The 26,981-nt window shown below is 69.8% G+C and carries 25 protein-coding genes and 2 pseudogenes; 14 read left to right on the plus strand and 13 right to left on the minus strand.

Annotation, left to right across the window (positions count from 1 at the left end):
• Positions 1 to 74: 74 nt before the first annotated feature.
• Genes AB0L33_RS05125 through AB0L33_RS05135 form a run of 3 tightly spaced genes read right to left on the minus strand, consistent with a single transcriptional unit; the run spans position 75 to position 3,582 of the window.
• The gene (locus tag AB0L33_RS05125) at positions 75 to 1,301 is read right to left on the minus strand and encodes an MFS transporter (protein WP_365677917.1); all 1,227 of its coding nucleotides are present in this window, start codon (positions 1,299 to 1,301) and stop codon (positions 75 to 77) included.
• Positions 1,301 to 2,425 carry a glycosyltransferase family 4 protein gene (locus tag AB0L33_RS05130; protein WP_365677764.1) on the minus strand — a complete coding sequence of 375 codons (1,125 nt, stop codon included), beginning with the start codon at positions 2,423 to 2,425 and terminating at the stop codon, positions 1,301 to 1,303. Before AB0L33_RS05130 ends, AB0L33_RS05125 begins: the two co-directional genes overlap by 1 nt.
• A complete protein-coding gene (locus AB0L33_RS05135) occupies positions 2,422 to 3,582 on the minus strand; it encodes an iron-containing alcohol dehydrogenase (protein WP_365677765.1) in 1,161 nt (386 codons plus the stop codon). The genes AB0L33_RS05130 and AB0L33_RS05135 overlap by 4 nt, the downstream gene beginning before the upstream one ends.
• Positions 3,583 to 3,788: 206 nt before the next feature.
• Here AB0L33_RS05135 and AB0L33_RS05140 point away from each other — a divergent pair, with 206 nt between their 5' ends.
• The 3 genes from AB0L33_RS05140 to AB0L33_RS05150 all read left to right on the plus strand — a co-directional run bounded on the left by AB0L33_RS05140 (position 3,789) and on the right by AB0L33_RS05150 (position 7,388).
• Positions 3,789 to 4,958, plus strand: coding sequence for a nucleotide sugar dehydrogenase (locus AB0L33_RS05140; protein ID WP_365677766.1), 1,170 nt, complete (start codon positions 3,789 to 3,791; stop codon positions 4,956 to 4,958).
• Positions 4,955 to 6,070 carry an NAD-dependent epimerase/dehydratase family protein gene (locus AB0L33_RS05145; protein ID WP_365677767.1) on the plus strand — a complete coding sequence of 372 codons (1,116 nt, stop codon included), beginning with the start codon at positions 4,955 to 4,957 and terminating at the stop codon, positions 6,068 to 6,070. The genes AB0L33_RS05140 and AB0L33_RS05145 overlap by 4 nt, the downstream gene beginning before the upstream one ends.
• 61 nt (positions 6,071 to 6,131) lie before the next feature.
• Positions 6,132 to 7,388: a glycosyltransferase gene (locus AB0L33_RS05150; protein ID WP_365677769.1), complete on the plus strand. Its 1,257-nt coding sequence runs from the start codon at positions 6,132 to 6,134 to the stop codon at positions 7,386 to 7,388.
• 221 nt (positions 7,389 to 7,609) lie between these two features.
• On the opposite strand, the gene AB0L33_RS05155 is transcribed toward AB0L33_RS05150, so the two are convergent.
• Positions 7,610 to 8,188: a TetR family transcriptional regulator gene (locus AB0L33_RS05155; protein ID WP_365677770.1), complete on the minus strand. Its 579-nt coding sequence runs from the start codon at positions 8,186 to 8,188 to the stop codon at positions 7,610 to 7,612.
• A gap of 80 nt (positions 8,189 to 8,268) precedes the next feature.
• Between AB0L33_RS05155 and AB0L33_RS05160 the strand changes: the two genes are divergently transcribed.
• The 3 genes from AB0L33_RS05160 to AB0L33_RS05170 all read left to right on the plus strand — a co-directional run bounded on the left by AB0L33_RS05160 (position 8,269) and on the right by AB0L33_RS05170 (position 10,258).
• Positions 8,269 to 9,042: an oxidoreductase gene (locus tag AB0L33_RS05160; protein ID WP_365677771.1), complete on the plus strand. Its 774-nt coding sequence runs from the start codon at positions 8,269 to 8,271 to the stop codon at positions 9,040 to 9,042.
• Between the two features lie 33 nt (positions 9,043 to 9,075).
• A complete protein-coding gene (locus tag AB0L33_RS05165) occupies positions 9,076 to 9,444 on the plus strand; it encodes a VOC family protein (RefSeq protein ID WP_365677772.1) in 369 nt (122 codons plus the stop codon).
• A 397-nt stretch (positions 9,445 to 9,841) separates the two neighbouring features.
• Positions 9,842 to 10,258: a hypothetical protein gene (locus AB0L33_RS05170; protein WP_365677774.1), complete on the plus strand. Its 417-nt coding sequence runs from the start codon at positions 9,842 to 9,844 to the stop codon at positions 10,256 to 10,258.
• 408 nt (positions 10,259 to 10,666) lie between these two features.
• Here the strand turns inward: AB0L33_RS05170 and AB0L33_RS05175 are convergent, their stop codons facing one another.
• Both AB0L33_RS05175 and AB0L33_RS05180 read right to left on the minus strand, forming a co-directional pair.
• The gene (locus tag AB0L33_RS05175; RefSeq protein WP_365677775.1) at positions 10,667 to 11,590 is read right to left on the minus strand and encodes a PhzF family phenazine biosynthesis isomerase; all 924 of its coding nucleotides are present in this window, start codon (positions 11,588 to 11,590) and stop codon (positions 10,667 to 10,669) included.
• 127 nt (positions 11,591 to 11,717) lie between these two features.
• Positions 11,718 to 13,214, minus strand: a complete 1,497-nt coding sequence (locus tag AB0L33_RS05180; RefSeq protein ID WP_365677777.1) for an MFS transporter — start codon at positions 13,212 to 13,214, stop codon at positions 11,718 to 11,720.
• Between the two features lie 64 nt (positions 13,215 to 13,278).
• Here AB0L33_RS05180 and AB0L33_RS05185 point away from each other — a divergent pair, with 64 nt between their 5' ends.
• A complete protein-coding gene (locus AB0L33_RS05185; protein WP_365677779.1) occupies positions 13,279 to 14,136 on the plus strand; it encodes a metalloregulator ArsR/SmtB family transcription factor in 858 nt (285 codons plus the stop codon).
• Between the two features lie 72 nt (positions 14,137 to 14,208).
• Here AB0L33_RS05185 and AB0L33_RS05190 read toward each other — a convergent pair whose 3' ends face one another.
• Complete coding sequence (locus tag AB0L33_RS05190) at positions 14,209 to 15,129, minus strand: LysR family transcriptional regulator (RefSeq protein ID WP_365677781.1); 921 nt, start codon at positions 15,127 to 15,129, stop codon at positions 14,209 to 14,211.
• A gap of 123 nt (positions 15,130 to 15,252) precedes the next feature.
• Here AB0L33_RS05190 and AB0L33_RS05195 point away from each other — a divergent pair, with 123 nt between their 5' ends.
• On the plus strand, positions 15,253 to 15,639 hold the full coding sequence (locus tag AB0L33_RS05195) for a VOC family protein (protein WP_365677783.1): 387 nt from the start codon (positions 15,253 to 15,255) through the stop codon (positions 15,637 to 15,639).
• 355 nt (positions 15,640 to 15,994) lie between these two features.
• On the plus strand, positions 15,995 to 17,134 hold the full coding sequence (locus AB0L33_RS05200; RefSeq protein ID WP_365677785.1) for a serine hydrolase domain-containing protein: 1,140 nt from the start codon (positions 15,995 to 15,997) through the stop codon (positions 17,132 to 17,134).
• Between the two features lie 75 nt (positions 17,135 to 17,209).
• On the opposite strand, the pseudogene AB0L33_RS05205 reads toward AB0L33_RS05200, so the two are convergent.
• A pseudogene (locus tag AB0L33_RS05205) lies at positions 17,210 to 17,458 on the minus strand (transposase family protein); the annotation flags it as partial.
• A 496-nt stretch (positions 17,459 to 17,954) separates the two neighbouring features.
• On the opposite strand from AB0L33_RS05205, the gene AB0L33_RS05210 reads away from it, so the two are divergent.
• From AB0L33_RS05210 to AB0L33_RS05230, 5 genes are all read left to right on the plus strand, one after another.
• Positions 17,955 to 18,923 (plus strand): alpha/beta hydrolase, encoded by a 969-nt coding sequence (locus tag AB0L33_RS05210; protein WP_365677787.1) that lies wholly within the window; start codon positions 17,955 to 17,957, stop codon positions 18,921 to 18,923.
• Positions 18,924 to 19,049: 126 nt separating this feature from the next.
• Positions 19,050 to 19,739, plus strand: a complete 690-nt coding sequence (locus tag AB0L33_RS05215; protein ID WP_365677789.1) for a GPR1/FUN34/YaaH family transporter — start codon at positions 19,050 to 19,052, stop codon at positions 19,737 to 19,739.
• A gap of 82 nt (positions 19,740 to 19,821) precedes the next feature.
• Positions 19,822 to 21,732 carry an amidohydrolase gene (locus AB0L33_RS05220; RefSeq protein ID WP_365677791.1) on the plus strand — a complete coding sequence of 637 codons (1,911 nt, stop codon included), beginning with the start codon at positions 19,822 to 19,824 and terminating at the stop codon, positions 21,730 to 21,732.
• 27 nt (positions 21,733 to 21,759) lie between these two features.
• Complete coding sequence (locus AB0L33_RS05225; RefSeq protein ID WP_365677793.1) at positions 21,760 to 22,275, plus strand: DoxX family protein; 516 nt, start codon at positions 21,760 to 21,762, stop codon at positions 22,273 to 22,275.
• Positions 22,272 to 22,835 carry a DNA starvation/stationary phase protection protein gene (locus AB0L33_RS05230; RefSeq protein ID WP_365677795.1) on the plus strand — a complete coding sequence of 188 codons (564 nt, stop codon included), beginning with the start codon at positions 22,272 to 22,274 and terminating at the stop codon, positions 22,833 to 22,835. The genes AB0L33_RS05225 and AB0L33_RS05230 overlap by 4 nt, the downstream gene beginning before the upstream one ends.
• 196 nt (positions 22,836 to 23,031) lie before the next feature.
• On the opposite strand, the gene AB0L33_RS05235 is transcribed toward AB0L33_RS05230, so the two are convergent.
• The 5 genes and pseudogenes from AB0L33_RS05235 to AB0L33_RS05255 all read right to left on the minus strand — a co-directional run bounded on the left by AB0L33_RS05235 (position 23,032) and on the right by AB0L33_RS05255 (position 26,959).
• Positions 23,032 to 23,865: an alpha/beta hydrolase gene (locus AB0L33_RS05235; protein ID WP_365677797.1), complete on the minus strand. Its 834-nt coding sequence runs from the start codon at positions 23,863 to 23,865 to the stop codon at positions 23,032 to 23,034.
• Between the two features lie 77 nt (positions 23,866 to 23,942).
• Positions 23,943 to 24,605 (minus strand): hydrolase, encoded by a 663-nt coding sequence (locus AB0L33_RS05240; protein WP_365677919.1) that lies wholly within the window; start codon positions 24,603 to 24,605, stop codon positions 23,943 to 23,945.
• Between the two features lie 369 nt (positions 24,606 to 24,974).
• A pseudogene (locus AB0L33_RS05245) lies at positions 24,975 to 25,169 on the minus strand (SsgA family sporulation/cell division regulator); the annotation flags it as partial.
• A 51-nt stretch (positions 25,170 to 25,220) separates the two neighbouring features.
• Entirely contained in the window at positions 25,221 to 25,877 is a 657-nt protein-coding gene (locus tag AB0L33_RS05250; protein WP_365677799.1) for a CE1759 family FMN reductase, read from the minus strand.
• Positions 25,874 to 26,959: an LLM class flavin-dependent oxidoreductase gene (locus AB0L33_RS05255; protein ID WP_365677801.1), complete on the minus strand. Its 1,086-nt coding sequence runs from the start codon at positions 26,957 to 26,959 to the stop codon at positions 25,874 to 25,876. Before AB0L33_RS05255 ends, AB0L33_RS05250 begins: the two co-directional genes overlap by 4 nt.
• Positions 26,960 to 26,981: the final 22 nt, after the last annotated feature.

The following is a 26,981-nucleotide window of genomic DNA, read 5'->3' on the forward strand; positions in this document are numbered from 1 at the left end:
GTGTGCACGGGCTCGTCCGCCGGCCGGGGACGGCCCGCACCGGGTCGGCGGGCCGTCCTTGTTTCGCCGCCGGGTTAGACACCCCCCGAGGTCACGCTCCGGTCGGGTTGCGGGTGCCCCGGGACGGGGCGCCGTCCGCGGCGGGCGATCAGTGGCTCCGCAGCCAGACAGGCGACGGCGGCGGACACCAGCGCGGCGGCCACCAGAGCAGTGCTGCGCACCCCCCACGAAGGCAGCAGCAGCGCCCCGGCCAGGGCGCCGGCCGCGACGCTCGCATTGAACACGGCGCTGTGCGCGGCCGTGGCGACTTCGGTACTGCCGGGCGCCACATCGAGGATCCGGTTCGCCATCGCGGTGATCATCAGGAACATCGTGGCGCCGAACAGGACGAGCAGCCCGATCACGGCGAGCCGGAGCGCACCTACCCCGTGGAGACCGAACAAGGCGCCCGCGAGCAGTGCGGTCGGCACGATCAACCCGGCGCGCGGCCAGCGGTTCAGGACCACTCCGCCGAAGGCCATGACCGCCACTCCGGCCGCTCCGCGGACGAACAACAGGGGCCCCATGGCCGTTTCCGGGAAGCCGCTGACCTCTGTCAGGAAGGGCACGGTGTACGTGGAGGCAGCCGAAAGACCGGTGATCGACAGCGCAGTGGCCGCCAGCAGGACGACGAACCGCCGGCCGTCCGGGGCGGTGGCGGCGGCGGGCTTCTCCTCCGTCCGCGTACGCGGCATGCAGACGGCCACGGTCACCAGAGCGGCCAGACCGAGACCGCTGAGCGCCAGGAAGGGCAGCCGCCACCCCCACTGCTGTCCCAGCCAGGTGCCGGCCGGCACGCCCATGACGGTAGCGACCGAACTCCCGGTGAACACCACCGAGACGATCCGTCCTCGCAACCTCGGTGGGAACATGCCCACCGCCGTCACGACGACCACCGACCAGAACACCGCGTGAGCCAGCGCGGTGATCACCCGGCCGCCGAGCAGAAGCGGGTAGCCCGGAGCGAGAGCGGTGAGGCAGTTCGCGGTCACGAACACCGCCAGCACCCAGGAGAGCAGCCGGCGGCGCGGAACACGGCGGGTGGCCCTGACCAGTGGCACGGACACGACCGCCACGGTCAGGCCGTATCCGGTGACGAGCAGCCCCACTGCCGAGAGCGAGGTGTGCAGATCACCGGCCATCAGCGAGAGCAGACCTCCGGGCAGGTTCTCGTTGGCGACGAAGCAGAAGGTGGCCACCACCAGTGCGGCGAGCGCGGCCACCCGCGCGGATGCTCCCGACGCCGGGGCGGTCGCAGGCATCAGGCGCACCGGTCCAGGATGTGCCGCACATACCCTTCGTACGTGTGGTGCTCCTCCGCGTACGCACGCAGGCCGGCGGCGGCCTCGTGCAGCTCCGGCAGGTGCCGCAGAGCATCGTCGATCGCACGGCGCAGGGCACGGTCGTCGGCGGCGGGAACCACCTGGCAGGCCGGCGAATCGGGTATCTGCTCAGCGAGCACCTCCGAGACGATCACCGGCTTTCCGGCGCTGATCGCCTGCGCGAGTGCCCCGGACGCGCCCCCGTAGCCGGCGAATTCCTGCTGGTAGGGGAAAACGATCACGGCGGCCCCGGCGATCACCTCTGCCAGCCGCGCCCGGGATATCCAGCCGCTCTCGAACCCGACACGGGCGTTCGGATGGTCCTTGCACAGGCGTTCCTCGACACCGTCGTACTGCTGGCCGAGAACGCGGAGTTGCGGGCCGTTCTCCAGGGCCGTTAGCAGGACCCCGATGCCCTTGTCCGACCGGGCACTGCCGATGGAAAGGACGTATGGTTCCTCGTCGGTGGGAGTCCAGCCGCGCCGGAAGGAGGCGGCGACCTCCGCGCGGGTGGCGGTCGGCCAGCCCACTCGGAGCAGCCTGTCCGGAGCGACGAACCGCCGTGCCTGCCGCTCGCCGACCGGAGTGTTCACCACGAACAGTGCGTCCGGGCCCTGCCCTCCCACGACATCCAGCAGGCGTCCTCCGCCCAGACGGCGTCGTACGTCCGCCTCGAAGTAGCCGGGCCGGTGCAGAGCGTGCACGTACGTAAGCCCCGCCTCCGAGATGGGCCAGGCAGGGTAGTTCTCGTCGAAATAGCAGTTGAGGAACACCGTGGCACCGTGGTCGCGCGCGTCCCGGCACGCCTCCGCCAGTCTCTTGGGGTCGACCGTCCCGGAGTAGGAGAGCTTCACGGCGCTGGAGCCGGGCGAGGCACCCGTCGTGGCCATGTGCGTGACACCTCGGTCGAGCCGGTGGTGGAGCAGGTAGGACGGCGGGCAGTACATCCGTACGGGCCCTGCCGCAGGGGTCGCCGCGGCCGCGTTGGCCAGTCCGACGACGAAGTCCGGGTGATGGCCGAGGACGGTGTCGTTGAAGTCGTCGAAGACTGCCATCCCCGTCATGAGGTGCCGAGCCTTTCCAGCCGGGGCAGGGTGCCCGACGGCACCGGCGCGCTCCCGACGACCGTCTCCAGCGCGGACATCGCCAGATCCATGGGCACCGGCACCAGCGGACGCCCGCGTTCACCGGTGACGACGTGCCCCGGCGCCCTCAGCAGCACCATCGGCACCTCGTCGGGGGCGCAGGACAGGTAGCCGCGCTTGTTGTCCCGCGCCAGTACCGCGCGTATCCGGCCCGGATCGAGCGCGCCGGGTCCCGTGGACGCCGGGGACAGGTGCAGCCGTCCCACCAGTCGGTGGTGCAAGGCGAGGCCGTCGCGATCGAGATGTCCGAGGGAGTGGCTGATCTCGGCGGCGACCAGCATGCCCCAGCCGATGGCCTCGCCGTGGCCGAGCCGGCCCTGGGAGACGAACTCCAGCGCGTGCCCCATCGTGTGTCCGTACTCGAACACCAGCGCCTCGTGGCGCTCCCGCGGATCGGTCCGCAGGTAGGGCGCCTTGGCGGTGCATCCGATGTCCAGCAGGTCGAGCAGTGCCGTGGCCGGCGCATCTCCCAGACGGCCGAGAGCGCGCTCGAGATCAAGCCGCCGCTCCGGTACGACCGCCAGTACGTTCTTTGCCATCTCGGCCAGGCCGGTGAGTATCTGGTCGTGGGGCACCGTCGTGAGCCACCGCAGATCGCAGGCGATGAGCGAGGGCGCATGGTAGGTGCCGCAGAGGTTCTTGCCTCCGCTCAGGTTGACCGCCTGCTTGACCGACAGCACCGAGTCGAACGCCGCGATCGGCGTGGTCGGCAGGTGTACCAGCCGGATGCCGCGGAAGAGGAGCGCGGCGGCCAGTCCGGCGACGTTGCCGACCATTCCTCCGCCCATGGCCACGACCACCGTGCTGCGACTGGCGCCCTGACGGATCGCGAACTCGACGATGTCCTCCACCAGCGACAGGGTCTTGCGCTGTTCCCCGGCGTCCACGGTCATCGTGGCCACCCGGACGGTCTCGGAGACCCCGTGTAAGACCGCCGCGGCGTGCTCGGTCACCTGCCGGTCGCGCACGACGAGAACGAGATCCGCTGTCACGGCCAGGTCGGCCATCGCCGCGACCAGGTCCTCCGTCACGTCCACGCCGTACAGGTACGGGACGTCCTTGCCGTCGAGTGACACTTGTTGCCTGAGCAATGAACACAACCTCTCGCAGTGGGTGGTGGGCAGAAGCCGGACACGTGTGGCGGGAGCGCTCCCACACTACAGATGGTTCGTGCTAGCGTGCGATTACTTCTGATCTTCCATGGTTGATGCGGGCATCGCTGAGCAATCGGGGTGGACGGTTGAGTGGATGTGGCCGTACGGACGAACGGACCGGCCCTGCCGTGATCATCGGCGGCTGCGGGCGAGTCGGTCTGCCCCTGGGCATCGCCCTCGCCTCGCGCGGGATGCCCGTGATCCTTTATGACATCAACGAGTCCGCGGTCGCGACGGTCAACCGCGGCGTCCTGCCGTTCGGTGAGCCCGACGCGGCGGAGCCCCTCGCGACCGCCGTCCGGGACGAACGCCTGCGAGCCGTGACCGACCCGGCCCGGGTCGCGGAGGCGGAGACAGTCGTCGTGATCGTCGGCACACCGGTCGACGAGCATCTCAACCCGGACATCGGCGCCGTGCCCCGCGCCATCGAGCAGGTCGCCGATCACCTTCGCGACGGTCAGTTACTGATTCTGCGCAGCACTGTCCATCCGGGTGTGACCGCACTGGCCGAGAAGGTGCTCGCCTCTCGCGGCCTCGACATCGATGTGGCCTTCTGTCCCGAACGCATCGCTGAAGGCCGGGCCATGACCGAACTCTTCTCCTTACCCCAGATCGTCGCGGCCCGTTCCGAAAGGGCCTACCGCCGCTCGGAGACGTTCTTCCGCACCCTCACCGAGCAGACCGTGCGGCTCGCCCCGGAAGAGGCGGAACTGGCGAAGCTCTTCACCAACACCTGGCGCTACATCAAGTTCGCCGCGGCCAACCAGTTCTGGGTGATGGCCAACGACGCCGGTCTCGACTTCGACCGCATCCGCAACGCGATCACCCACGACTATCCGCGAGCGGCCGACCTGCCGGGCCCCGGATTCGCAGCCGGGCCGTGTCTCTTCAAGGACACGATGCAACTTGCAGCCTTCAGCCGGAACAACTTCCCGCTCGGCCACTCGGCCATGCTGGTCAACGAAGGGCTGCCGCTCTACCTGGCGGACCGCCTCGAAACGCGTTACGACCTCTCCGGGCTCACCGTCGGCATCCTCGGCATGGCGTTCAAGGCGGGCAGCGACGACCCACGGGCGAGCCTGTCGTTCAAGCTCCGCAAGATCCTCGCGCTCAAGGCACGCGAAACGCTGTGCAGCGATCCCTACGTCACCGACGACCGCTTCCTGCCGCTGGACGAAGTCCTGGCCCGTGCAGACCTGTTGGTCATCGGCGCACCGCACCCCGAGTACCGCGATTTGTCCACACGAGCGCCCGTCGTCGACATCTGGGGAATCAGCGGTCGCGGGATGCTCGTGTGACGGCGCCCGGAGCCGTCACGACCGCCAACCGTACACAGGACGCGCCGACGGGCGGCGCTCACCACACCACCAGGGGGCAGAACGAGATGGTGAAGGCACTGGTCACCGGGTCGGCAGGTTTCATCGGCGGCTACGTCGTGCAGGAGTTGCTCGGACGCGGCCATGAGGTGATCGGCCTGGACAACTTCTCCAAGTACGGGCCGGTGAGCCACGACTACGACACCCACCCCCGCTACCGCCTGGTGGAGGGCGACGCCCGAGACGTGGGTCTGCTGCGCTCACTCCTCGACGGGTGCGACCATTTCATCGCCGGAGCGGCGATGATCGGAGGCATCTCCTACTTCCACACCTACGCCTACGACCTGCTGGCCGCCAACGAACGGATCATGGCGGCGTCCTGCGACGCGGCGATCGAGGCGCACCGGTCGGGCACCCTGCGCAAGATGACGTACGTGTCCTCCTCGATGGTGTACGAGTCGACGGACCGGTGGCCTTCCGCGGAGGGCGACGAACGGGTCGTCCCGCCCCCCGCGTCGAGCTACGGCTTCCAGAAGCTGGCCGTCGAGTACTACGCGCGGGCCGCCTGGGACCAGTACGGGCTGCCCTACACCATCGTCCGGCCGTTCAACTGCGTCGGGGTGGGGGAAGGCCGGGCGGCCGGACAGGAGGAGATCCTTTCGGGCAACGTCAAGCTCGCGATGTCGCACGTGGTACCCGACCTGGTCCAGAAGATCGTCAAGGGGCAGGACCCCCTGCACATCCACGGGGACGGAAACCAGGTCCGGCACTACACCTATGGCGGGGACCTCGCCCGCGGCATCGTCACCACGCTCGATCACCCCGCGGCGCTCAACGAAGACTTCAACCTGTCCACCGAGCGGTCGACGACCGTCCTGGAACTGTCCGAGCTGATCTGGCGCAAGATCAAGGGGCCGCACGTGCCCTTCCGGTACGTAAGCGAGCAAGCGTTCCGGCACGACGTGCAGAAGCGGGTGCCCGATGTCACGAAGGCCCGTGAAGTCCTCGGTTTCGAGGCGTCGACGAGTCTGGAGGACATGCTCGACGAGGTGATCCCCTGGGTGGCCCGTGCCGTCGCCGACGGTCGGCTGTGACGGCCGGTCCGCCCGTCACAGCCGACCGCCGGCCCCCCGCCCCTGCCCGAACAGGAGAGACATGAGAGCGACCGATCCCAGGGCGTCGGTGGTGATACCCACGTACAACCGCCGGGAAGAACTCCGTACCACGCTGACATCCCTCGCCGACCAGAACCTGCCTGCTGACGAGTTCGAGGTGATCATCGCCGACGACGGTTCCAGCGACGGGTCCCTGGAAGTGGTTCGTTCCTTCGAGCAGCGGCTCGCGCTGCGGTACTTCTTCCAGGAGGATCAGGGGGCCCGCGCCGCCATGGCACGCAACGCCGGTGCCCGGTTGGCCGATGCGCCGGTCCTGATCTTCCTGGACACCGGGACGATCGCCGGTCCGGGTTTCGTGGAGGGGCATCTCGCCCTGCACGCCTCCCCGGACGAGGCGCGCGGTCCGCGGGTGGTGATCGGCTACACCTACGGCTACCGGCCATTCGACCCGACGCCGGGTCTGGCGGAAGCGGTGGCCGCGCTCGCCCCGGAGGCGGTGCGCCGTCGCTACGGCGAGGACCCGTCGTTCCAGGACTGCCGCCACCCGGAGTTCCTGTCCGTGGACTTCCACGCGAACTCGCTGCCGTTGCCCTGGATCATGCCCTGGACCGTGAACCTGTCCGTCGCGACCGCGGACTTCTGGCGGGTCGGCGGATTCGACGATTCCTTCCAGGGCTGGGGGGTGGAGGACCTGGACCTCGGTCTGCGCCTCCACAAGTCCGGCGCTCGCTTCGACGTGAGCCGCGAGGCGTGGGCCATCGAAACGCCTCACGAGCGGGATCCGTCCGGCAACGCCGACAGCGTCACCCGCAATGCCCTGCACCTGCTCCGGAAGTTCCCGGAACCGGCGGTGGAGCTCAACTGGGCCTGGTTCGCGACGGGCGACTGGCTTACGGAGGACAACTCGGCGCCCCTCCACGCCCGGTACGCACGCCTGCTCGACTGGACGGACGAGGCGCGCGGACTGTGCGCCGACCACGAGCTGGAGGCCATGCTGACGAACGTTCCGACCGGAGCATCCGTCGCCGTGTTCGGCTGTGGCCCGAAGCTGCCGAGGTCCCTGCCGGCCGGCACCACCCTGTTCGACTTCGATGTCCGGGTCCGGGCCGCCGTGGCCGCCGACACCCCATCGCGGCCCGTCCGGCACGCGCTCGGGGTGCGCACGTGCCTGCCGGACCAGTCGTTCGACCTGGTGATCGTGACGAGCCGACTGCGCGGTGTCTGGAAGGACTACGGCAAGCTGATCCTCGCCGAGGCGCACCGGATCGGCAGGGCGGTACGCAGCAGCTGCCCCTGACCGTCCGCACCCAGCGTCTTCGGGGCGGTGGACTCACCGACCCCGCACGCTGCTCGCGGGCCGCCACCTGCGGGACCCGCTCCGAGTTGTGACCACGAGATGTCCGTTCTCGGAAGGCGTCGAGTCCGCTCCTGGGAGCGGCCGCGTCCGGGCTGGGTGAGGAAGCCCTGGCGAGTGAGTCGTCCCAGGCGGACTCGGTCAGCGGCCCACGCCTCCCGACCTCAGTGCGACTGTGAGGCTCCGTTTCGCAGGCCGTCGAAGAGGAGGGCGGTGATCTGCCGGGCCTCGTCCAGCCAGCCCTCCGTGGCTCGCATTCCGCAGATGCCGCCCAGGGCGCGCAGGAGGGTGGAGCCTGTGACGTCGTCGCGGATGGTGCCGGCGGCACTGCCGGCTTCGAGCAGCAGTGAGAGAGCGCCTGCCATGCGGGTGCGTGCGTCGTCGAAGACCGGTGAGTCCGTTGCCATGATGCTTTCCAGCACGCTGGACATTCCCTTGCCCACCGCCGCATGGTCCACGAGCAGCAGGAGGAAGCGCCGCAGCGCCTCCTCAGGTCTGTGCTGGTCGAGGAGAGCCCTGGGCGTGGCACACAGATCGTCGACCTCTTTGCGGTAGACCTCCTCGATCAGTGCCTCGCGGGTTTCGAAGTGGCGGTAGAGCGTCCCGACGGCGACGCCGGCGCTGCGGGCGATGTCCTCGACGTGTGCGTCGGTGTCGTCGCCGAGGAACGCCTGGCGGGCCGCGGACAGAAGTGCCTCGCGGTTGCGTCGCGCGTCGGCGCGCAGGGGGCGTGGGGGCGGCATGGGAACCTCCATAAGGTGAGTCTGGTTCCGTTTACGTGTACCGTTTCCGGAGTCAGGTTCATCTTACGGAGGGGATTTCCATGCCGAACACCGATGACGGCCTGTCGGGCCTGCGCGTTCTGGTCACCGGCGGCAGCCGGGGCCTGGGCGCGGCGACCGTACGCCGCTTCGCTGCCGCGGGCGCGACCGTACTGACAGCCTCCCGCAGCCGGCCCGAGGAAGACAGCGGTGCCACCTTCCTCGAAGCGGACCTCTCCACCCAGCAAGGTGTTGCCGAGCTCGGCCGCCGAGTCCTGGAACAGGTGGGCGGAGTGGACGTGCTCGTGAACAACGCGGGTGCCGCGAGCGCCCCGACACCGACTCTGAGCCGCTCGGACGCCTCCTGGCAGGCAGACCTGGAGATGAACCTTCTCAGCGCCGTGCGACTGGACCGGGCCCTGGTGCCGAGCATGGTCGAACGGGGCTCCGGCGTGGTCGTACATGTCTCCTCGATCGCCAGTCAACTGCCCCAGCGCACCGAAGCGTCCTACGCCGCAGCCAAGGCTGCACTCAACACGTACAGCCGCGAGCTGGCCACCGAGGTCGGCGGGCATGGGGTGCGTGTGGTCTGCGTCCTGCCGGGTTTCGTCGTCACCGACGGTGCCACCGCCCACCTGCAGCGCATGGCCGAGGCACAGGGTGTGACCACCGAGGAAGTCACACAGCAGATCGTGGAGCACCTGAAGGTCCCCATGGGCCGTCCGGGAGATCCCGAAGATGTCGCCGAGATGATCGCCTTCCTCGCCTCCGGCCGGGCGAGATGGCTCACCGGAGCACAGTTCCGCGTCGACGGCGGCATCATCCCGACCGTCTGAGTAACCCCCTCCAGCAGGAACAGGACATCTCTCGTGCCCATCACCCTGACCTCCGTGATCATTGACGCCGCCGACATCGCAAGGGAGAGCGCTTTCTGGCACCGGCTGCTTGGCGGCTCCCTCACCCCCACTCCGACCCACCACTTCATCCAGGCCGCCGGGCTCCCGGTGATCGTCATCCAGTCCGCTCCCGGACACACCGCCCCGGACTGGCCGGACGGCACCTCCCAGCAGATGCATCTCGACTTCGGGGTCGACGACCTGGCAACCGCCGACCGCACGGCCACCGACGCCGGCGCCACCCGTATGCGGCCCACCGAAGACGGCACCGCGGAAACCTTCACCGGCAGCCGCGTCTACGCCAGCCCAGCCGGACATCCCTTCTGCCTGCGCTCGACCTGAGTTCGTTACCGCCCACCACCGCCTGCCTGCCGGCGTTCGTCCAGGGCGTACGTAAAGCTCCGAGGAGCGGGGGAGTGGGGGCGCCGCTCAGACCGGGGCGATGACGAGGGTGTCGAGGACGGACCTGATGGCCCTCGCCGGGGCCGCGCTACCGGTTCGGTGACCGAGGTCGCCTGCCGCTGGGGTCTCACGCACCTCGGCCGCTTCAGCGCGGAGTACCGGCGGGTGTACGGACGACTGCCGTCGGATACGGCGAAGGGGCGGTCCTGACTATCCGCGAACGCGGCCGACTCCCGCTCCCGAAGCGGATAGTGCGCGGGGAGCGCACGAGCGAGCCTGGATTCCGACGGCAGCCCAAGCCGCCGTCGGGTCGAACGACGAAGGGACAGCAGTCTCCATGGCTACGAAGACCGGCAAGAGCCGACGCAGTGGTGTCCTCGCGAAGATGGCGGGCGTGACCGCCGGGCTCGCGCTCCTCACCGTCGGCACGGTCACCCAGGCCCAGGCATCACCGTCCGCCGGCTACATCGGCGACGGCTACGCCAACAACACGCACGGCGTGTGGTGCGTCCAGCACCTCCTCAACGACATCGCCGTGGACTTCGGCTACAACCGCCCGCTCGCCGAGGACGGTATCTGGGGCCCCAACACCCGTGCCTGGGTGGAGTGGTACCAGCGTAGCGTCCTGTTCCTCGATCACGTCACCGTGGACGGCATCGTGGGTAAGGAGACCGGCGGCAACCTGCTGCTGGGGGGCGACCAGTACTACGGCGGCACCAACTACTGCTATTCGTACGTGCCGTCGAAGTTCTGACGAGCTCCCGCTCCGCACACCGGGCCGGACGCAGCCAGGACCCGTCAAGGCCCCGCCCTGCGCCCGTCGTCGTGCCCGACTTCCAGTCGCGGCGCAGGATCGTGTACTCCACGGAATCGTGAACGGTGCCGTCGGCGGCCGGCCACGCCTCGCGGTCGCGCGCCTCCTGCACGTATTCGCACGTGCGCGCGGCTGGCGCGGCAATACCCTCCACCCCGTCGACTGGCAGCAGGCCGCCGCCGAGGTCCCGGAGCGGCATGACACCAGCGGGCCGCAGTCCCCACCTCCGAGGGCCAGGGCTCCTACGCGGTGAACTTCGTCAGCGACCACTGAGCCCGTCCGCCTGCCGGCAGCGCACGCTGCCGGCAGGCGGGTTGTCAGCTGACAGTTTCCTGGCGGCGCCCATGCTTACCGGGCATCGTCGGGGTGTGGAGCCGCTTCACTCCCCGTGCCGGTCTCGGCGATACGGGTTCCTGTGCCGCTGACGCGTACCCGCGGGTCCCCGGCGTACAGCTCCACTCGGAGCTCGCCGGGACGGCCCATGTCCGTGCCCTGGTGGAGGCGGAGAACCGTCTCCTCGGGTACGAGGCCCAGTTCGCGAGCGTAGGCGCCGAACGCGGCGGCTGCGGCACCGGTTGCCGGGTCCTCGACCACGCCGCCCACGGGGAAGGGGTCGCGGACGTGGAAGACGGTCGTGGACTCACGCCACACGAGCTGGACTGTAGTGAGGTCCAGAGCGGTCATGAAGTGCTCAAGGCGCTCGAAGTCGTAAGCCAGGTCGGCCAGCCGGGCGCGGGTGCGCGCGGCCAGGATCAGGTGGCGGGCCCCCGCGTAGCCGATCCGGGGCGGGAACTGCGAGTCCAGGTCGGCCCGGGTCCAGTCGAGCGCCTGCAGTGCTTCGTCGACGTCGTCCTCCGCCACCACGTGGACCGTGGGTTCCACGCTGGTCAGGGTCGCGCGCAGTGTCCCGTCCGTGGCACCGGACACCTCTACCGGGACGGTGCCGGCTGGAGTCACGAGCAGCAGGTCGCCGGGTCCGTGTCGTTCCGCGTAGGCGATGGAGGCGGCGATGGTGGCGTGTCCGCAGAAGGAGACTTCGGCGCGCGGGGAGAAGAAGCGGACGGTGTAGGCACGGTCCCGGCCGACGAGTTCGGCCGGTGGAGCCGTGAAGAAGGCCGTCTCGCTGTATCCCAGCTCTGCGGCGATCGCGAGCTGCTCGGCGTCGGTCAGTCCGGTGGCGTCCAGTACGACGCCTGCGGGATTTCCTCCCTCCGGGTCGTCCGAGAAGGCGGTGTAGCGGAGGATTTCGGGGCGTCGGGGCGTTGTCGTCATGGCGTTTTCTCCTCACGGCCGTGGCCGATTGCGGGCGGGGTCTATGGGTGATGGCAGGGCGCCGTGCCCCGGGGTGTTCGAGCGGCTTCGCGGACGGCGGCGCCGGCCACGGATGCGGGAAGTGCGGTCAGGCGGTCGGACCCGCAAGCTTCGGACTGGCCGGCCTGGCCCGCAGGGCGAGGAGTGCGCCGAGGGCGAACGCGGCGGCTGCGATGCCGGCGGACAGGCGCAGACCGGAGGTGAAGTGGTGTGCCGTGGCGGCGAACGTTCCGAAGAGGGCGACGCCCACGGTGCTGCCGACCTGCCGGGCGACGTTGAAGACGGCGGTGGCGACGCCGGCATCGGTGACGTTCGCGGTGTCAACGATGACGGCGGTGGCGGCGAGAGCGGTCATGGTCTGACCCAGACCGGTCGCGACCAGGGCGAAGAGCAGAACCGGGTAGGGGGTGCCGGGCCCGGTGAACAGCCAGCCGGCGAATCCCGCGGCGCCGAGAACGAGGCCGGCGGCCATCAGCGCGTACGGACCGGTTCGGGGCGCGACGCGGTGGAACAGGGGGGCGGCGATCAGTCCCATGCACACGGACGGCAGCAGGGCCAGGCCGGTGTCCAGGGCGCTGAGGTGGCGTTCCTGCTGGAAGTAGAGCGTGGCGAGGAAGAGCATGCCGTAGTAGCCGAGGCTGATCAGCATCCCGATCACGGTGGCCGAGGTGAAGGAGCGGGACCGGAACATGGACGGCCGTAGCAGCGGGGCGCGCCCGCCCCCAACGCGTGCTTCCAGAGTCCGTGTCGTCAGGACGAGGGATATGAAGGCCGCCGTCCCGACTGCGAAGGCGGAGAGGACCAGGGGCGACGTCCAGCCCCGTGCGCCCGCTTCGTTGAGACCGCCGGTCACCGTCACGAGTCCGACGACGGCGAGCACCTGGCCCACCGGATCCGTCTTCCGGGCCCTGCCACGCAGCACCGGAACCGGCAGGTGCCGCAGCGTCAGCAGCACGGCAAGGCCGCCGAGCGGCAGGTTCAGCCAGAACACCGCGCGCCAGTCCGAGCCGGCGACCAGGATGCCTCCGACGGCGGGACCGGCACCGAAGGCGACCGACGCGACAGCCCCCCATACAGCGATTGCGCGGGCTCTGGTCGCACGGTCGGGGAAGGTGGCCTGCAGCAGCGCGAGCGAAGCGGGAACGAGCAGCGCCGCTCCGGCTCCCTGGCCGAGCCTTCCCACGATCAGCAGTGCCGCCGAACCGGCGAGTCCGCAGAGGACGGAAGCCCCGCTGAACAGGCCGAGGCCGGTGAGGAACACGCGACGGTGTCCGAACCGGTCGGCGGCCACTCCGCCGAACAGCAGCAGCGACGCGAAGACGGTGCTGTACCCGTCGACGACCCACTGGAGCGCGGAGGGCCCCGCGCCCAGTGAGGCCCGGATGTCGGGGAGCGCGACGTTCACCACCGTGACGTCCAGCATCACCAGGAAGTATCCGAGGCTAAGGGCGACGGGGGGCGCCAGAGCGAGGGGCGCCTTGTCGTGGGTCGTGTCCGCCCCGCCCCACCGGTCCCGGCCAGGCACTTCAGGGGGGCAGGCGGGGGAGCCTTGGACGGTTGTGTTGTTCATCGCCGCGGTAGCCATGGCAAGAGCATCGGCCCCGGATACTTCGTTGCCCGGCGAAGTGTCGTTGCTCTACGGTCCCTTCATGCCGAACACCGACCGCGACCGCGCACACTCGACGACCGGTACCGCGGGGCTTGAGTCCTCGGGAGAGCCGCTCAAGCACCAAACCGACATCGCACGGGCCGCCGCCCTCATCGCCGACCCCTCGCGCGCCCGAATTCTCAAGTGTCTGGCCGACGGCCGCGCCCTTCCGGCGAACGCCCTGGCCGCCGAGGCCGGCATCGGTGCCGCCACCGCCAGCGCACACCTGGCCAAACTCGTCGAGGGCGCACTGCTCACCGTCGAGCAACGGGGCAGGCACCGCTTCTACCGGCTCGCCGGCCCGGACGTGAGCGCGGCCCTGGAATGCCTTGCGCTGATCGCGCCGCCGCTGGCCATCAACTCGCTCAAGCAGAGCAACCGTGCCATCGCCCTCCACCGTGGCCGTAGCTGCTACGACCATCTCGCCGGGCGGCTCGGCGTGGCGCTCATGCGTGGTCTGCTGGAACGCGGCATCCTCACCGGACACGACCGCATCCACCGGCCCGACGAGTCCGTGCGCGACCGGCCCGCCTCCTACGGCCACGACGTCCGGTACCGGCTCACCCGCTCCGGACGCACGGAACTGGCCGGACTCGGCATCGACACGGACCGGTTGCCGCCACGCCGGCCCGCGATCCGCTACTGCGTCGACTGGAGCGAACATCAGCACCACCTCGCGGGCGGCCTCGGAGCCGTACTGACAGCCCGTCTGTTCGCGCTGGACTGGGTGCGATGGGGGCGCAGCCCTCGCGTGGTGAACCTGACCGGTACGGGCGCCCGCGGCCTGGAGCGAACGCTCGGAGTCGTGCTCACCGACGTCAAGGTTCCGGCCGGTGGGGAGCCCGTGAACCCGGCATGATCCGGAGGAACGGGCGTGGAGGGCAAGTCCGCGGCCTGTTCGCAACCCCGTGCGATCGTCCTCACGAACGACTCAACTCACCGCCGCCTGCTGCAGCTCGGCCAGGTTCGAGGACCGGGCCGTCTCCAGCAGGGTGTCGATGAAGGCCTGCACTTTCGGGGTGCTGTTCGCGGCCGTCCACAGGAGGCCGTATTCGACCAGTGGTGCGTCGCTGAACGGCAGGTAGACCACATCTGGGCGGGAGTAGTACTGGGCGGCGCGGGCGCACGTAGGGGAGACCCCCTTGCCCGCGCCGACCAGGGCGAGCACCTCCTGCCAAGCCGTCGTGGACGGACCGCGCGGAATGAGGCGCCCCTTGGGCGTGCGGTGCGGGTAGTGGTGGTCGAGGAAGTACTGGGGCTGGCCCGTGACGGTGATCAGAGGAGCTTCCGAGAGATCCTCCAGTGAGACGGTGCCCCGCCGGGCGAATGGGTGGCCGACGGGAACGACGAGCGCACGCGGCTCGGAGAAGAGGACCGGGCCGTTGACGATGTCCGGCTCGTCGATGGGCAGTTCGACCAGCTGAATGTCGTACGTGCCGTTGCGCAGGGGACCGATCGGATCCAGGAGAGGCGACTCGTGGATGCGGACGAGGCAGTGGGGTTGGCGCGCACGGAATATATCGGTCGCGGCCACGACGAGAATGCCGCACCACGCCGCGGAGTACGCGATGTTGAGTTCGCCGGTGATGCCCCGGCCCACGGCCACCGCGGAGGCCAAGGCCTCCTTGATCTGCTGGTAACCGGCGGCAAGGCCGTCCCGCAGCACGATTCCGGCGGGCGTGAGCTGGACACTGCGGCTGGTCCGCTTGAACAACTCAGCACCGATGGCACGTTCCTGCTTCTTGATGACCTGGCTGACCCGCGCCGGCGTGACGCGCATCCGCTCGGCCGTACGGCCGAAGTGCAGCTCCTCCGCCAGCATCAGGAAGATCTCTATCTCCCGCAGTTCCACGCCGCCCACCCCGTTTCGTGTACCGCCGGCTTAACGATCGTTGCAGGATACGACCTTGATGGCCCTCTCCCCGGCCGTGAAGCTGGACCCCGTGAGCAACATCCGCAGAAAGGAGCTCAGGCCATGAACATCATCGGGTCGGCCGTGGTACTGACCGTCGACGACCCGGCTCTGTCGTCCCGGTTCTTCGTGAGCCACCTCGGCTTCCGCGAGGTACTGGTGGCCCAGGGAATAACCCACCTCGCCCGCGACGACGCGGCTACCGACATCGTCCTTCGTAGCAGCGTCGGCCCCGGCATCTCGCAGCGGCACCCACCCACACAGGTGCGCGCCGTCGTCTCCTTCACGGTTACCGGAATCCACGCCGAGTACGAGCGTCTGCGACGCGAAGGAGCACGGATCACACTTCCGCCGCGCATGGAGCCCTGGGGGGAGTGGGGTCTGCAACTCACCGACCCCAACGGCGTGGTGATCCAGCTCGTGGAGTGGATCCCTCCGGCCGGAGCCTGACCACTGTCCCCAAGGCCCGTCCGTGTGCCGATGCCCGCTGCACGGTCTGGGACCCCACGTCTGCCGCTTCCCCAGCGGCACCCAGCCACGCGTCACTCCTCGATCGAAAGACACCAGCCATGCCTTCCACACGCATGCCTTCACCCGCGCAGGCCGCGCAACAGCCAGCCGTCGGGGCAGAAGGGGAGAACCGGAGAGCGAAGCGGAGGGCTCTCCTGTCCGCGAGGCGCCACGGGCCCGCCGTCGCGGTGCGAAGCCCCCCGCCACAGCAGAACCTACCCCTGCGCCGATGACCGCGCCCATCACGACCCCGTGCGTTACAACCTTCCCCACACCCTGACAGGAGCCCACAGACATGTCCCTCACACCGCCCGAGAAGGACCGGCCCGAGCTGCAGAAGATCATCGACGGGATGATCGATTCCGGATTCACCGGCGTGGCCATACGTGTGCACGACGAGAGAGACCCGTGGTCGGGCAGTGCCGGCCTGTGCAAGCTGGACGAGACGGCAAAGCCTCCTACGGACGGGCACATCCGCATCGGCAGCAACACCAAGACGTTCGCCGCCACCGCAGTGCTCCTGTTGGTCGCCGAGGGGACGATCGATCTGGATGCTCCCGCCGCGGACTACCTCCCCGACCTGGCGCTGGACCGCAGGATCACCGTGCGCATGCTTCTGCAGCACACCAGCGGCATCTTCAACTTCACCGGCGAGTACTACGAGGACGGAACGTTCGCACTGGGAATCGCCGCGACGACGGCAGGTCGGGAATGGGTGGACAACCGCTTCCACACCTACCGGCCGGAAGAACTTGTACGGCTGGCCCTGTCCAAGCCGGCACGGTTCGAGCCGGGCACGGACTGGAGTTACTCCAACACCAACTACGTGCTGATCAGGCTGCTGATCGAAGGGGTCACAGGCAACTCGCTCGCCGACGAGATGGAGCGGCTGATTCTGAAGCCTCTGGGACTGACCGGCACGTCGCTGCCGGAGACCGAAACCGGCCTTGCGGAGCCGCACGCGCACGGCTACTACCGCTACGAGGAAGAAGCAGGTCAGGAGACGACGGTGGACGTCACCCGTCAGAACCCTTCGTGGATCTCCACCGGCGGCGACATGATCTCGACCACCCACGACCTTCACACCTTCATCTCCGCGCTGACGGGCGGCAAGCTCCTTTCGGCCCCGCTGCTGGCCGAGATGTTCCGGCCGCACCCCAAAGCCGGGTACGGCCTCGGCGTCTTCGTACAGGACATAGGCCCGGACGGTGGCCAGGTCATCACCCACAACGGAGGAATGGCAGGCCACGCGGCGTTGATGTACAGCACCCTTGACGGCACCAGGACCCTGACCGCGGCGCTCAACTATGTGGACGATGCCTCGATGTCCATGGCCCAGGCGTTCCAGCAGGCGACCCAAGCACTCGTCCGGGAAGTGTTCGGAGACAGGGAGGCATCTACGGCCACGACGAGCCCGTCACCGGCCGACGTGTGACAGTTGCGCCCGGTATCCGTCTACCGTCCTGATTCCGCCCCGAGTGGAGAAGACCGTGTGTCTTTTCCGGCCGCACGCTGACGCGTGGTGAAGGACGAGAACGGCCTGGACGATCGCGGTGATGCGGTTGGCGCCGCAGCGGAGCTTCCGCAGAAGGCGCCAGCCATTCAGAGTGGCCATGGCCTGCTCGCCGAGGCAGCGGATCTTGGCGTGGGTGCTGTTGTGCCGACACTGCCACCGCTCGAGGCGACGACCTCGGAACGGGAGGCGGACGGGGTGACCGGCTCCCGGGTACGCCTTGTCCGCCGAGCATTCCGGCTCCGCGACGGGACCAACGGCCGAACGGGGGTGTGTCAGCGGCGTCGCTGGTCTGCTCGCAGTACGAAGTCGCCGTGGCTGTTGTCGACCGCGTTGGCCGTGCCCCTGGGGGGCGATCGCGTCGAGGACATCGACGGGCAGGGTGACGTCACCGGCGAGCAGGAAGGACCTCCAGCTGTTCCGTGGTGCGGAGGCCGATGATGGCTGAGGCGATGCCGGGGTGGTTGATACGGAGGCGACGGCGCGCTCGATCGGCGTCAGGCCGGACTTCAGACAGCGAGCCGCCCGAGAGCAGGCTGTCGGTGAGGGTGCCCCCGGTTGCTGCCTCGGCTTGTGGCCGGAAGTCATCGAGCGGCGCTGACGCCGACGAAGCGCTGTGCGCTGCGGAGCAAGGAGTGGTGCGCGCAGCGGCGGGACTCGCCGTTGGTCGTGCCTAGCGTGCTCTTCGGAGCAGCACCTTCTGCTCCGATGTACCCCTCCGAGCGCTGGAAGAAGACCACTCATGCAATCGTTTCCCGTTCCGCCTTCACCTGTCCTGGAGGCGGCCGCCGCTGCGTTCGCCGAGGCGACGGCGCAGCCCCCCTACCTCTTCGATCTTGCCCCCGCAGAGGGCCGTGCCGCGGTGGACGAAGCGCAGTCCGGCTCTGTGGAACTGCCCGAGGTGGACGAGGAGTGGGTGACCGTCCCGTCTGACACCGGTGACGTCCGGGTACGCGTCGTGCGCCCCGCAGGGTCCACGGGGCCGCTCCCGGTGATCCTCTACATCCATGGCGCGGGCTGGGTCTTCGGCAACGCGCACACCCATGACCGGTTGGTGTGTGAACTCGCCGACGGAACCGGCGCGGCCATTGTGTTTCCTGAGTACGCGCTCTCGCCCGAGGCACGTTACCCCGTTGCGATCGAGCAGAACTGGGCCGTGGCCCGCTGGATCGTCACCGACGGCGCCCGGCACGGCCTGGACAGTGCACGGATGGCCGTCGCGGGTGACTCGGTGGGCGGCAACATGAGCGCGGCGCTCACCCTCATGGCCAAGGAGCGCGGCGGCCTCGCTCTGCGCCAGCAGGTGCTGTTCTACCCGGTCACCGACGCCTCCTTCGACACCGCCTCCTACACGCAGTTCGCCGAGGGCTACTTTCTGCGCCGCGATGGCATGCGCTGGTTCTGGGACCAGTACACGACCGACGAGAGCGACCGTGCCCGCATCACCGCCTCCCCGCTGCGCGCCACGACCGATCAGCTCACCGGTCTCCCGCCGGCGCTCGTCATCACCGCGGAGGCGGACGTGCTGCGCGACGAGGGGGAGGCGTACGCCGCGAAGCTGCGTGCCGCCGGGGTGCCGGTGACCGCCGTGCGGTACCAGGGCGTGATCCACGACTTCGTCATGCTCAACGCGCTGCGCGGAACACAGGCCGCCGAGTCCGCGATCGCCCTCGCCGTCGCCACTCTGCGTACTGCTCTCGCGCCGCGCTGAGCTCCGCTTCAACCCCCGCGGTTTCGAACCCTGCCCAGGCGGGACCGGCCTCCACGCCCTATCGGCCGGTTCCGCCCCGCCGTGCTGCCCTGATGCGGCAGCGGCCTTTCCCGACAGGTGATCATCATGACCACACCTCCATCCGCCCGCCGCTTCGAACCGGATCTGCGCGCGATGACCCGCATCAACCTGCGGCCCATCGCTTCCCCGATGCCCCTCGGCTTCTATGCCGTCGGCATCGCCTCCGTGGTCGCCGGAACCTACCAGCTCGGCATACTCGGCGAGGACGCCGGCCGCGCCGTGGCCTTCACGATCCTGCCCGCGTTCGTCCTCCAACTCCTGGTCGCCGTACTCGCTTTTGGAGCACGTGACGTCCTGGCGGCGACGCTCATGGCGTGTTTCTCCGGTACGTGGCTCGCCAACGCCCTCGTCCTCGCCCTGCACCCGGAGCACGGACCGCGCGTCCTCGGCGTGCTCAACCTGTGCTTCACGTTCTTCGCGCTGCTCATGGCGTCCGTCGCCCGAGCCAAGCGCGCTCTGTGGTTCGTGCTGTGCGTGGCCGTGCCCCGCTTCGGCGTGGCCGCCGCTGCCGGGCTGAGCGGCGCGCATGCGCTCACCGTCCTCTCCGGAGCCCTCGGTCTGCTTCTCGCGGCCGTAGCCCTCTATGCCGCGTTCGCGCTGATGCTGGAGGACATGCGGGGCGAGGAAGTGCTGCCCCTGGGCCGCAGCGGCCCGGCGCACCACGCCGTCGAGGGCGACCTGAGTGTGCAGCTGCGCAACCTCGAACGTCACGCGGGCGTGCGCCGCACGCTCTGAGGACGGCCGCAGTCCCCACGTTCGGGCAGGCGTCGCGTTCCCGCCGCCGTGCCTCTTTCATCACCTCCTGGAGCTTCATTCCATGACCAGCAGCACCCCCATGCCCGTGGGCGGGTTCACGCCGCAGCCGGGCCTCGACCCGGCGGCCGGCGCCGACCTCGTCGTCCGTAACGCCAAGGTGTGGACCGGTGACCCGGCCCGGCCCGCCGCTTCGGCCCTCGCCGTCCGCGACGGCGTGGTCCTCGCGATCGGCGACGAGACCGACGTCGCCGCCGTGACCGGCCCCGGCACCCGCGTCGTGGACGCCCTCGGGCGCCGTATCGTGCCGGGACTCAACGATTCCCATCTGCACGTGATCCGCGGCGGACTCAACTACGTACTCGAACTGCGCTGGGACGGTGTGCCGTCGCTGCGGCAGGCCCTCGCCATGCTGCGTGAACAGGCCGGGCGTACGCCGAAGGGCCAGTGGATCCGTGTCGTGGGCGGCTGGACCGCCGACCAGTTCGCCGAACGCCGCATGCCGACCGTCGCCGAACTGACCGCGGCCGCCCCCGACACACCCGTCTTCGTGCTGCACCTCTACCAGTCCGCACTGCTCAACAGAGCCGCCGTCCGCGCGGCCGGACTCACCCGCGATACCCCCGATCCCGTCGGCGGCCAGATCGTCCGGGGCCGCGACGGCGAGCCCACCGGCCTCCTCCTGGCCGCCCCCAGCGCCCTTGTCCTCTACTCGACGCTCGCCCGCGCCCCCGGCCTCGGCCCAGAGCAGCAGCGCCTGTCCACACGGCACTTCCTGCGCGAGCTGAACCGTTTCGGGCTCACCTCGGCGGTCGACGCGGCCGGTGGGTTCCAGAACTTCCCCGACAACTACGCCGCCGTCACCGACCTCGCCCGGGCCGGAGAGTTGTCCCTGCGCATCGCCTACCACCTCTTCCCCCAGACCGCCGGGCAGGAACTGGCGGACCTGGCCCGCTGGACGGAAATGGTGAAGCCTGACGAGGGCGACGCCTGGCTGCGGCTCAACGGGGCGGGCGAGAACCTGATCTGGGCCGCAGCCGACTTCGAGAACTTCGCAGAACCGCGTCCCCGCCTCGCCCCCGGCTACGAGAGCGAGTTCGAGAAGGCCGTGCGGCTGCTCCTCGAACACGGCTGGGGGTTTCGTCTCCACGCCACGTACGACGAGACGATCCGCCGTGACCTCGCCGTCTTCGAGAAGCTCGCCGCCGACGGGCTCTTCCCCGGGCCGGGCCGCTGGCTCTTCGACCATGCCGAGACCGTCTCCTCCGGCAGCCTGGAGCGGATCGCCGCGCTGGGCGGGGCCATCGGCGTGCAGAACCGGATGTCGTTCCAGGGCCGGGTCTTCGCCGAACGGTACGGAGCGCAGGCCGCCGCCCGCACCCCACCGGTCAGCGAGATGCTGGAGGCCGGTCTGACCGTGGCCGCCGGGACCGACGCGACGCGTGTCTCCTCGTACAACCCATGGGTCGCGCTGCACTGGCTCGTCACCGGGCGTACGGTCGGGGACCTGTGCCTCTACCCGCCGGAGCGGCTGCTGAGCCGTGAACGCGCCCTGGAGCTGTACACCATCGGCGGAGCCCGGATCACAGGGGAGTCGGACGTCAAGGGCACCCTGGGCGTCGGCCGCTACGCCGACTTCACCCTGCTGAGCCACGACTACTTCTCCGTCCACCAGGACGACATCCCGCACATCGAGTCCGTACTGACCGTCGTGGGCGGCCGGATCGTGTACGCGGCGGCCGAGCACGAGGGCGTCGACGAGGCGCTGCCCCCGCTCGCCCCGGCCTGGAGTCCCGTCGCCCACTTCGGCGGCTACCAGGCCACACCGCCGCCGGGCCTCATCGGAGCCCGGCAGGCCGACCGGATCGCCGAGGCGGTCGGCGCCTCCGAACAGCACCGGCAGTGGCGGGTGGCCCGCGGCTTCGCTCCCGAGGGCACCGCGCCGCAGGTCTTCGACCCCTGCTATGTGCTCTGACCGACCTCACCACAAGGAGAAACACACGTGGACAGCGCGCTGTTGCTGCTCCGGCTCGTCACGGGACTGCTCGTGGCCGGCCACGGAGTGCAGAAGATCAGTTTCCGGCTCGGTGGCAAGGGCCTCGCGGGCGGCGTCGAAGAGTTCCGGCAGGACGGATTCCGCGGCGGGCGGCTCACCGCTCTCGCCGCCGGAGGCACCCAGGTGGGCGCCGGACTGCTGCTCGCCGCCGGGGCCCTCACACCGCTCGCCGGTGCCGGAGTGATGGGCGTCATGACCGTCGCCCTCACCGTCAAGCGGCCGCACGGCCTGTGGGTGCAGAACGACGGCTACGAATACCCCCTGCTCCTCATCGCGGTCCCGGCCGCACTCGTCCTGGCCGGCCCCGGTGCCTGGTCACTGGACTCCCGGCTCGAAGTCACCCCCTGGCCGGCCTGGCTGAACACCGGCTGCCTCGCACTCGGGCTCGCCAGCGGCCTGCTGACCCGTCTGCTCCTGCACCGCACACCCTCACCCGCGACCACCCCGAGGAACGCCTCATGACCACCCAGCAGACCTCCCACCCCGCCGTACTCCAGGAATTCGGGACGGTGCGCCCCGTGCCGCTCGGCCTCACAGCCGACACCCGGCGGTACGCGACCCAGCGCCTCAACCGCGTACTCGCCGACACCCACATGCTGTACGCCCTCTACAAGAAGAGCCACTGGCAGGTGCGCGGCGGCCTCTTTCACTCGCTGCACCTCCTCTTCGACCGGCACGCCGGCGAACAGCAGGCGCTCGTCGACGAGCTGGCGGAACGGGTGCAGATCCTCGGCGGGGTCGCCGTGGCCGATCCCCGGCACGCCGCCGAGTTGACCTCCGTGCCCCGCTTCCCCGACGGGGCCGAGGACGTGCCGGATCTCCTGCACCGGCTGCTCAGGACACACGAGGGCATCCTCGTGGACGCCCGCGAGGCCGCCATCCGGCTCGGCGCCCTCGGCGACCCCGGCACCGAGGACCTGCTCGTGTCCTCGATCGTCCGCACGGGCGAGCGGCAGTCGTGGTTCCTCGCAGCCGAGACGGCGAGGGACGCGTCCGCTCCCGGGAACCTCCGGACCCGCTGATCCCCCCACCACCCGCCCCGCGCCCGGTCTCCCGGACGCGGGGCGTTTCGCTGCGCCCGCGCGGCCTCCTGGCGATACCCACGTACCGTGAGTCGGCGACGCATTGGTGGCGGCCCGCCTCCGCACGCACGAAGGTGCCGGGGCGGTGACGTCGTTCGTCACCGCCCCGGCACCCGGGAGCCTCAGAAGGAGGGAGTTACCGCTTCAGGAATGCCAGCAGCGCCTCGTTGACCTCCTGCGCGTGCGTCCACAGCAGACCGTGCGGGGCGCCGTCGATCACGACGTACTCGGCGGCGGGCAGCGCCTCGTGGAAGCGCTCGGCGGTCGCACCGATCGGCAGGATGCGGTCACCGCTGCCGTGCACGATCAGGGCGGGCACGTCGATCTTCGGAATGTCGTCGCGGAAATCGGTGAGCCACGTCGGGACGGCCGCGCGTGAGGCGTACGCGGAGGAGCCCGCCGCCGTCGCCCAGTTGGCGCGCACGACGGCCTCGCTGATGCGGGTACCGAGATTCTCGTCCAGGTTGTAGAAGTCCCGGTAGAAGTCCTCGAAGTACGCGTAGCGGTCGCGGGTCACGGCGTCCAGGATGCCGTCGAAGACGGCGCCGTCGACGCCGTACGGGTTGTCGTCGGTCTTCAGCAGGAAGGGTTCGAGGCCCGCGAGGAACACCGCCTTGGCAACGCGCCCGGACCCGTACCTGCCGAGGTAGCGGCCGACCTCGCCCGTGCCCATCGAGAAGCCCACGAGGACCGCGTCCCGCAGGTCGAGCCGCTCCATGATCGCGTGCAGGTCGTCGGCGAAGGTGTCGTAGTCGTAGCCGGTCGTGGGCTGCGACGACTGCCCGAAGCCCCGCCGGTCGTACGTGATGACGCGGTAGCCGGCGTCGAGCAGGACGGGAAGCTGCTTCTCCCAGGAGTGGCCGTCCAGCGGGTAGCCGTGGATGAGTACGACGGGGCGGCCGCTGCCGTGGTCCTCGTAGAAGAGGTCGATGGGGGTGCTGTTCTCATGGCCGACGGTGAGGAAAGACATGGTGGGTTCCTTCGGGAAGGCGGGATGGGAATGACGGGTGCCCGGACCCCGTGGTGCCGGGCACCTGTGGGAGGCGATCAGCCGGCCGCGTGCGGGCTGATCATCGACTGGGCGTAGACGACACCCATGCCGTACGCGCCCCCGTGCTCCTTCACGACAGCGAGCGTCGCGGCGTAGGTCTCGCCGCGCGCCCAGTCGCGCTGGAGCTCGAGGAGCACCTGGAGCCAGGTGACAGGCACGGCGCCCGCAGCCGTCATGCGCTGCATGGCGTGCTCGTGCGACTCCGCGGTGACGCCCGCGGAGGCATCGGCGACGACGTACACCTCAAAGCCCTGACCGAGCGCGGACAGGGCGGGAAGGACGAGGCAGACCTCGGTCCAGAGACCGGACAGGATGATCTTGCGGCGTCCGGTGGCCTTGACCGCCTCGACGAGCGCGGCGTCCTCCCATGCGTTCATCGAGGTGCGGTCGATGACCTCGTGCTTCGGGAGGACGTCCAGGAGCTGCGGCAGGATCGGGCCGGAGAAGGACTCGGCGGCCACCGTGGACAGCACCACCGGCACGTCGAAGACGCGGGCGGACTTGGCGAGACCGACCGTGGCGTTGATGACGCCTGCACGGTCCGCGCTCGCCGCGCCGAAGAACATCTGCGGCTGGTGGTCCACGAAGAGCATCATCGCGTTGTCGGGTGTCAGCAGGTCCGGACTCGGGGCGGCCTGAACGGAGCTGGGGTCGAACATGGTGATTCCTCGGGTGAAATAAGTGGGATGAGGTAAGAGCAGCCGGACACCGAACGGTGCCGGGCTCGACATGGCGAACCTATGGCCGCCGGTGAGAAGACAGTTGACTGTGAAGGCCCGCTTCCTGTGCCCTGCCTGCACACCTGCGACCCGGGGCAGAGACGTCAGCCGGCCGTCGTGAGGCCCGCGAGCAGTTCGTCGACGTTCGCGCGACGCACTTCGCGACCGCCGGCGGCCAGGTGTCGGTGCGGGCGAGACAGGTGAGCACAGCAGCGGTACGGAGGTACGGGACGCACCTGCCCGAGGGCGACCGCAAACCAGTTCCGTATGCGTACCGGCCGCGCGTACGCGTACGTCGCCCTCACCGGCCAGGCCGTGCACACCCTCCTCCAGCAGAGCTCGGGCGAAGACCCAGGTCACCGTCGGTCGGCCGTCGGGTGACAGGAAGTCGCAGTGGACGGCGAGCGGGTCGTGCGGACGACGCCGGAGATGGACGGTGCACCGTGCCAGGTGAGCGTGCGGCCCGACGAGGCCCGCGGTCAGGACGTGTACGACGCCGTTCATGTCCGCTCCGTCCGCGTACGACGGCACAGGCCCACCGGCCGAGCCCGGCGGCTACCCCGCCGAGTGCGCGTGGGGGCCGCGCAGTTGCGCGGCAAACGCACGGATGCCCTCTTCTTCCTCCTCGGCGAAACCGGACATCGCCGAAGCCCCGCGCCCTGCGAGGGCGGTGGCGAGTTCGGCCGCCGCGCGCTCGATGCGGCGGGGCAGCGCGGGATCGGCGTCCTCGGCGCCCGTACCCCAGTCGGCGGTGGCCGCGAAGACACCGGTGGGAACGACCGCGGCGCGCAGATACGCGAAGAGAGGCCGCAGGGCGTGGTCCAGGACGAGCGAGTGCCGACTCGTTCCGCCTGTCGCAGCGACGAGGACCGGCCGTCCGGTGAAACCGTCCGGGTCCCACAGGTCCACGAACGACTTGAAGAGCCCTGAGAACGATGCGGCGAAGACCGGCGACACCGCGATGAGCGCGTCGCTCGCACGTACGCGGTCCAGCGCTTCTTCGAGGGCGGGTGGCGGGAAACCGGTGACGAGAGCGGAGGCGATGTCACGGGCGAGCGGGCGCAGCGAGACCTCCTCGGTGACGCATTCGACCCCGGCCTCCGTGCAGGCGTTGCGGGTCGCCTCGCCGAGCCGGGACGCGAGCAGCGCCGTCGCCGAGGGGACGCCGAGCCCGCCCGCCACGACCACGACGCGCCGAACGAGGAGGCTCATCGGGCGATTCCCGCCAGGTCACGCACGCGCGCCGCGTGCGTGGGAGCCTCGGCGACCCCGGCGGGCCGGGCAGCCGCCAACTCACGGCGCAGGACCGGAACCACCTCCTCGCCGAGGATGTCGAGCTGTTCGAGGACCGTCTTGAGCGGCAGCCCGGCATGGTCCATGAGGAACAGCTGCCGCTGGTAGTCACCGAAGTCCTCACGGAAGCGCAGCGTCCGCTCGATGACCTGCTGCGGCGATCCGACGGTGAGCGGGGTCTGCTCGGTGAACTCTTCCAGCGACGGCCCGTGCCCGTAGACCGGCGCGTTGTCGAAGTACGGCCGGAATTCCCGCACGGCGTCCTGGGAGTTCTTGCGCATGAAGACCTGCCCGCCGAGTCCCACGATCGCCTGCTCCTCCGTACCGTGGCCGTGGTGGGCGAACCGTCTGCGGTAGAGGCGGATGAGCCGCTGGTAGTGGCGCGCCGGCCAGAAGATGTTGTTGGCGAAGAAGCCGTCACCGTAGAAGGCCGCCTGCTCGGCGATCTCGGGACTGCGGATGGAGCCGTGCCACACGAAGGGCGGCACGCCGTCGAGCGGGCGCGGAGTGGAGGTGAATCCCTGCAGCGGTGTGCGGAAGCGGCCCTCCCAGTCGACGCTCTCCTCGTCCCAGAGCCGCCGCAACAGCGCGTAGTTCTCCACGGCGAGCGGAATCCCGTCCCGGATGTCCTTCCCGAACCACGGGTACACCGGGCCGGTGTTGCCCCGGCCCAGCACGAGGTCGGTCCGACCCTCCGCGAGGTGCTGGAGCATCGAGTAGTCCTCGGCGATCTTCACCGGGTCATTCGTCGTGATGAGCGTCGTCGCCGTGGACAGCACGATGCGCTCGGTGCGGGCAGCGATCCAGCCGAGGACAGTGGTGGGTGACGACGGGACGAACGGCGGGTTGTGGTGCTCCCCGAGAGCGAAGACGTCGAGACCGACCTCCTCCGCCTTGAGCGCGATGGCGAGGATGGCCTTGAGCCGTTCCCCCTCGGTGGGCGGGCGTCCCGTGACGGGGTCGGCGGTGACGTCGCCGACGCTGAAGATGCCGAACTGCATGGTGTTCCTCACTCGAAGCCTG

The organism is Streptomyces sp. NPDC052299 (assembly GCF_040679335.1).
In the GTDB taxonomy this organism is placed as follows: domain Bacteria; phylum Actinomycetota; class Actinomycetes; order Streptomycetales; family Streptomycetaceae; genus Streptomyces.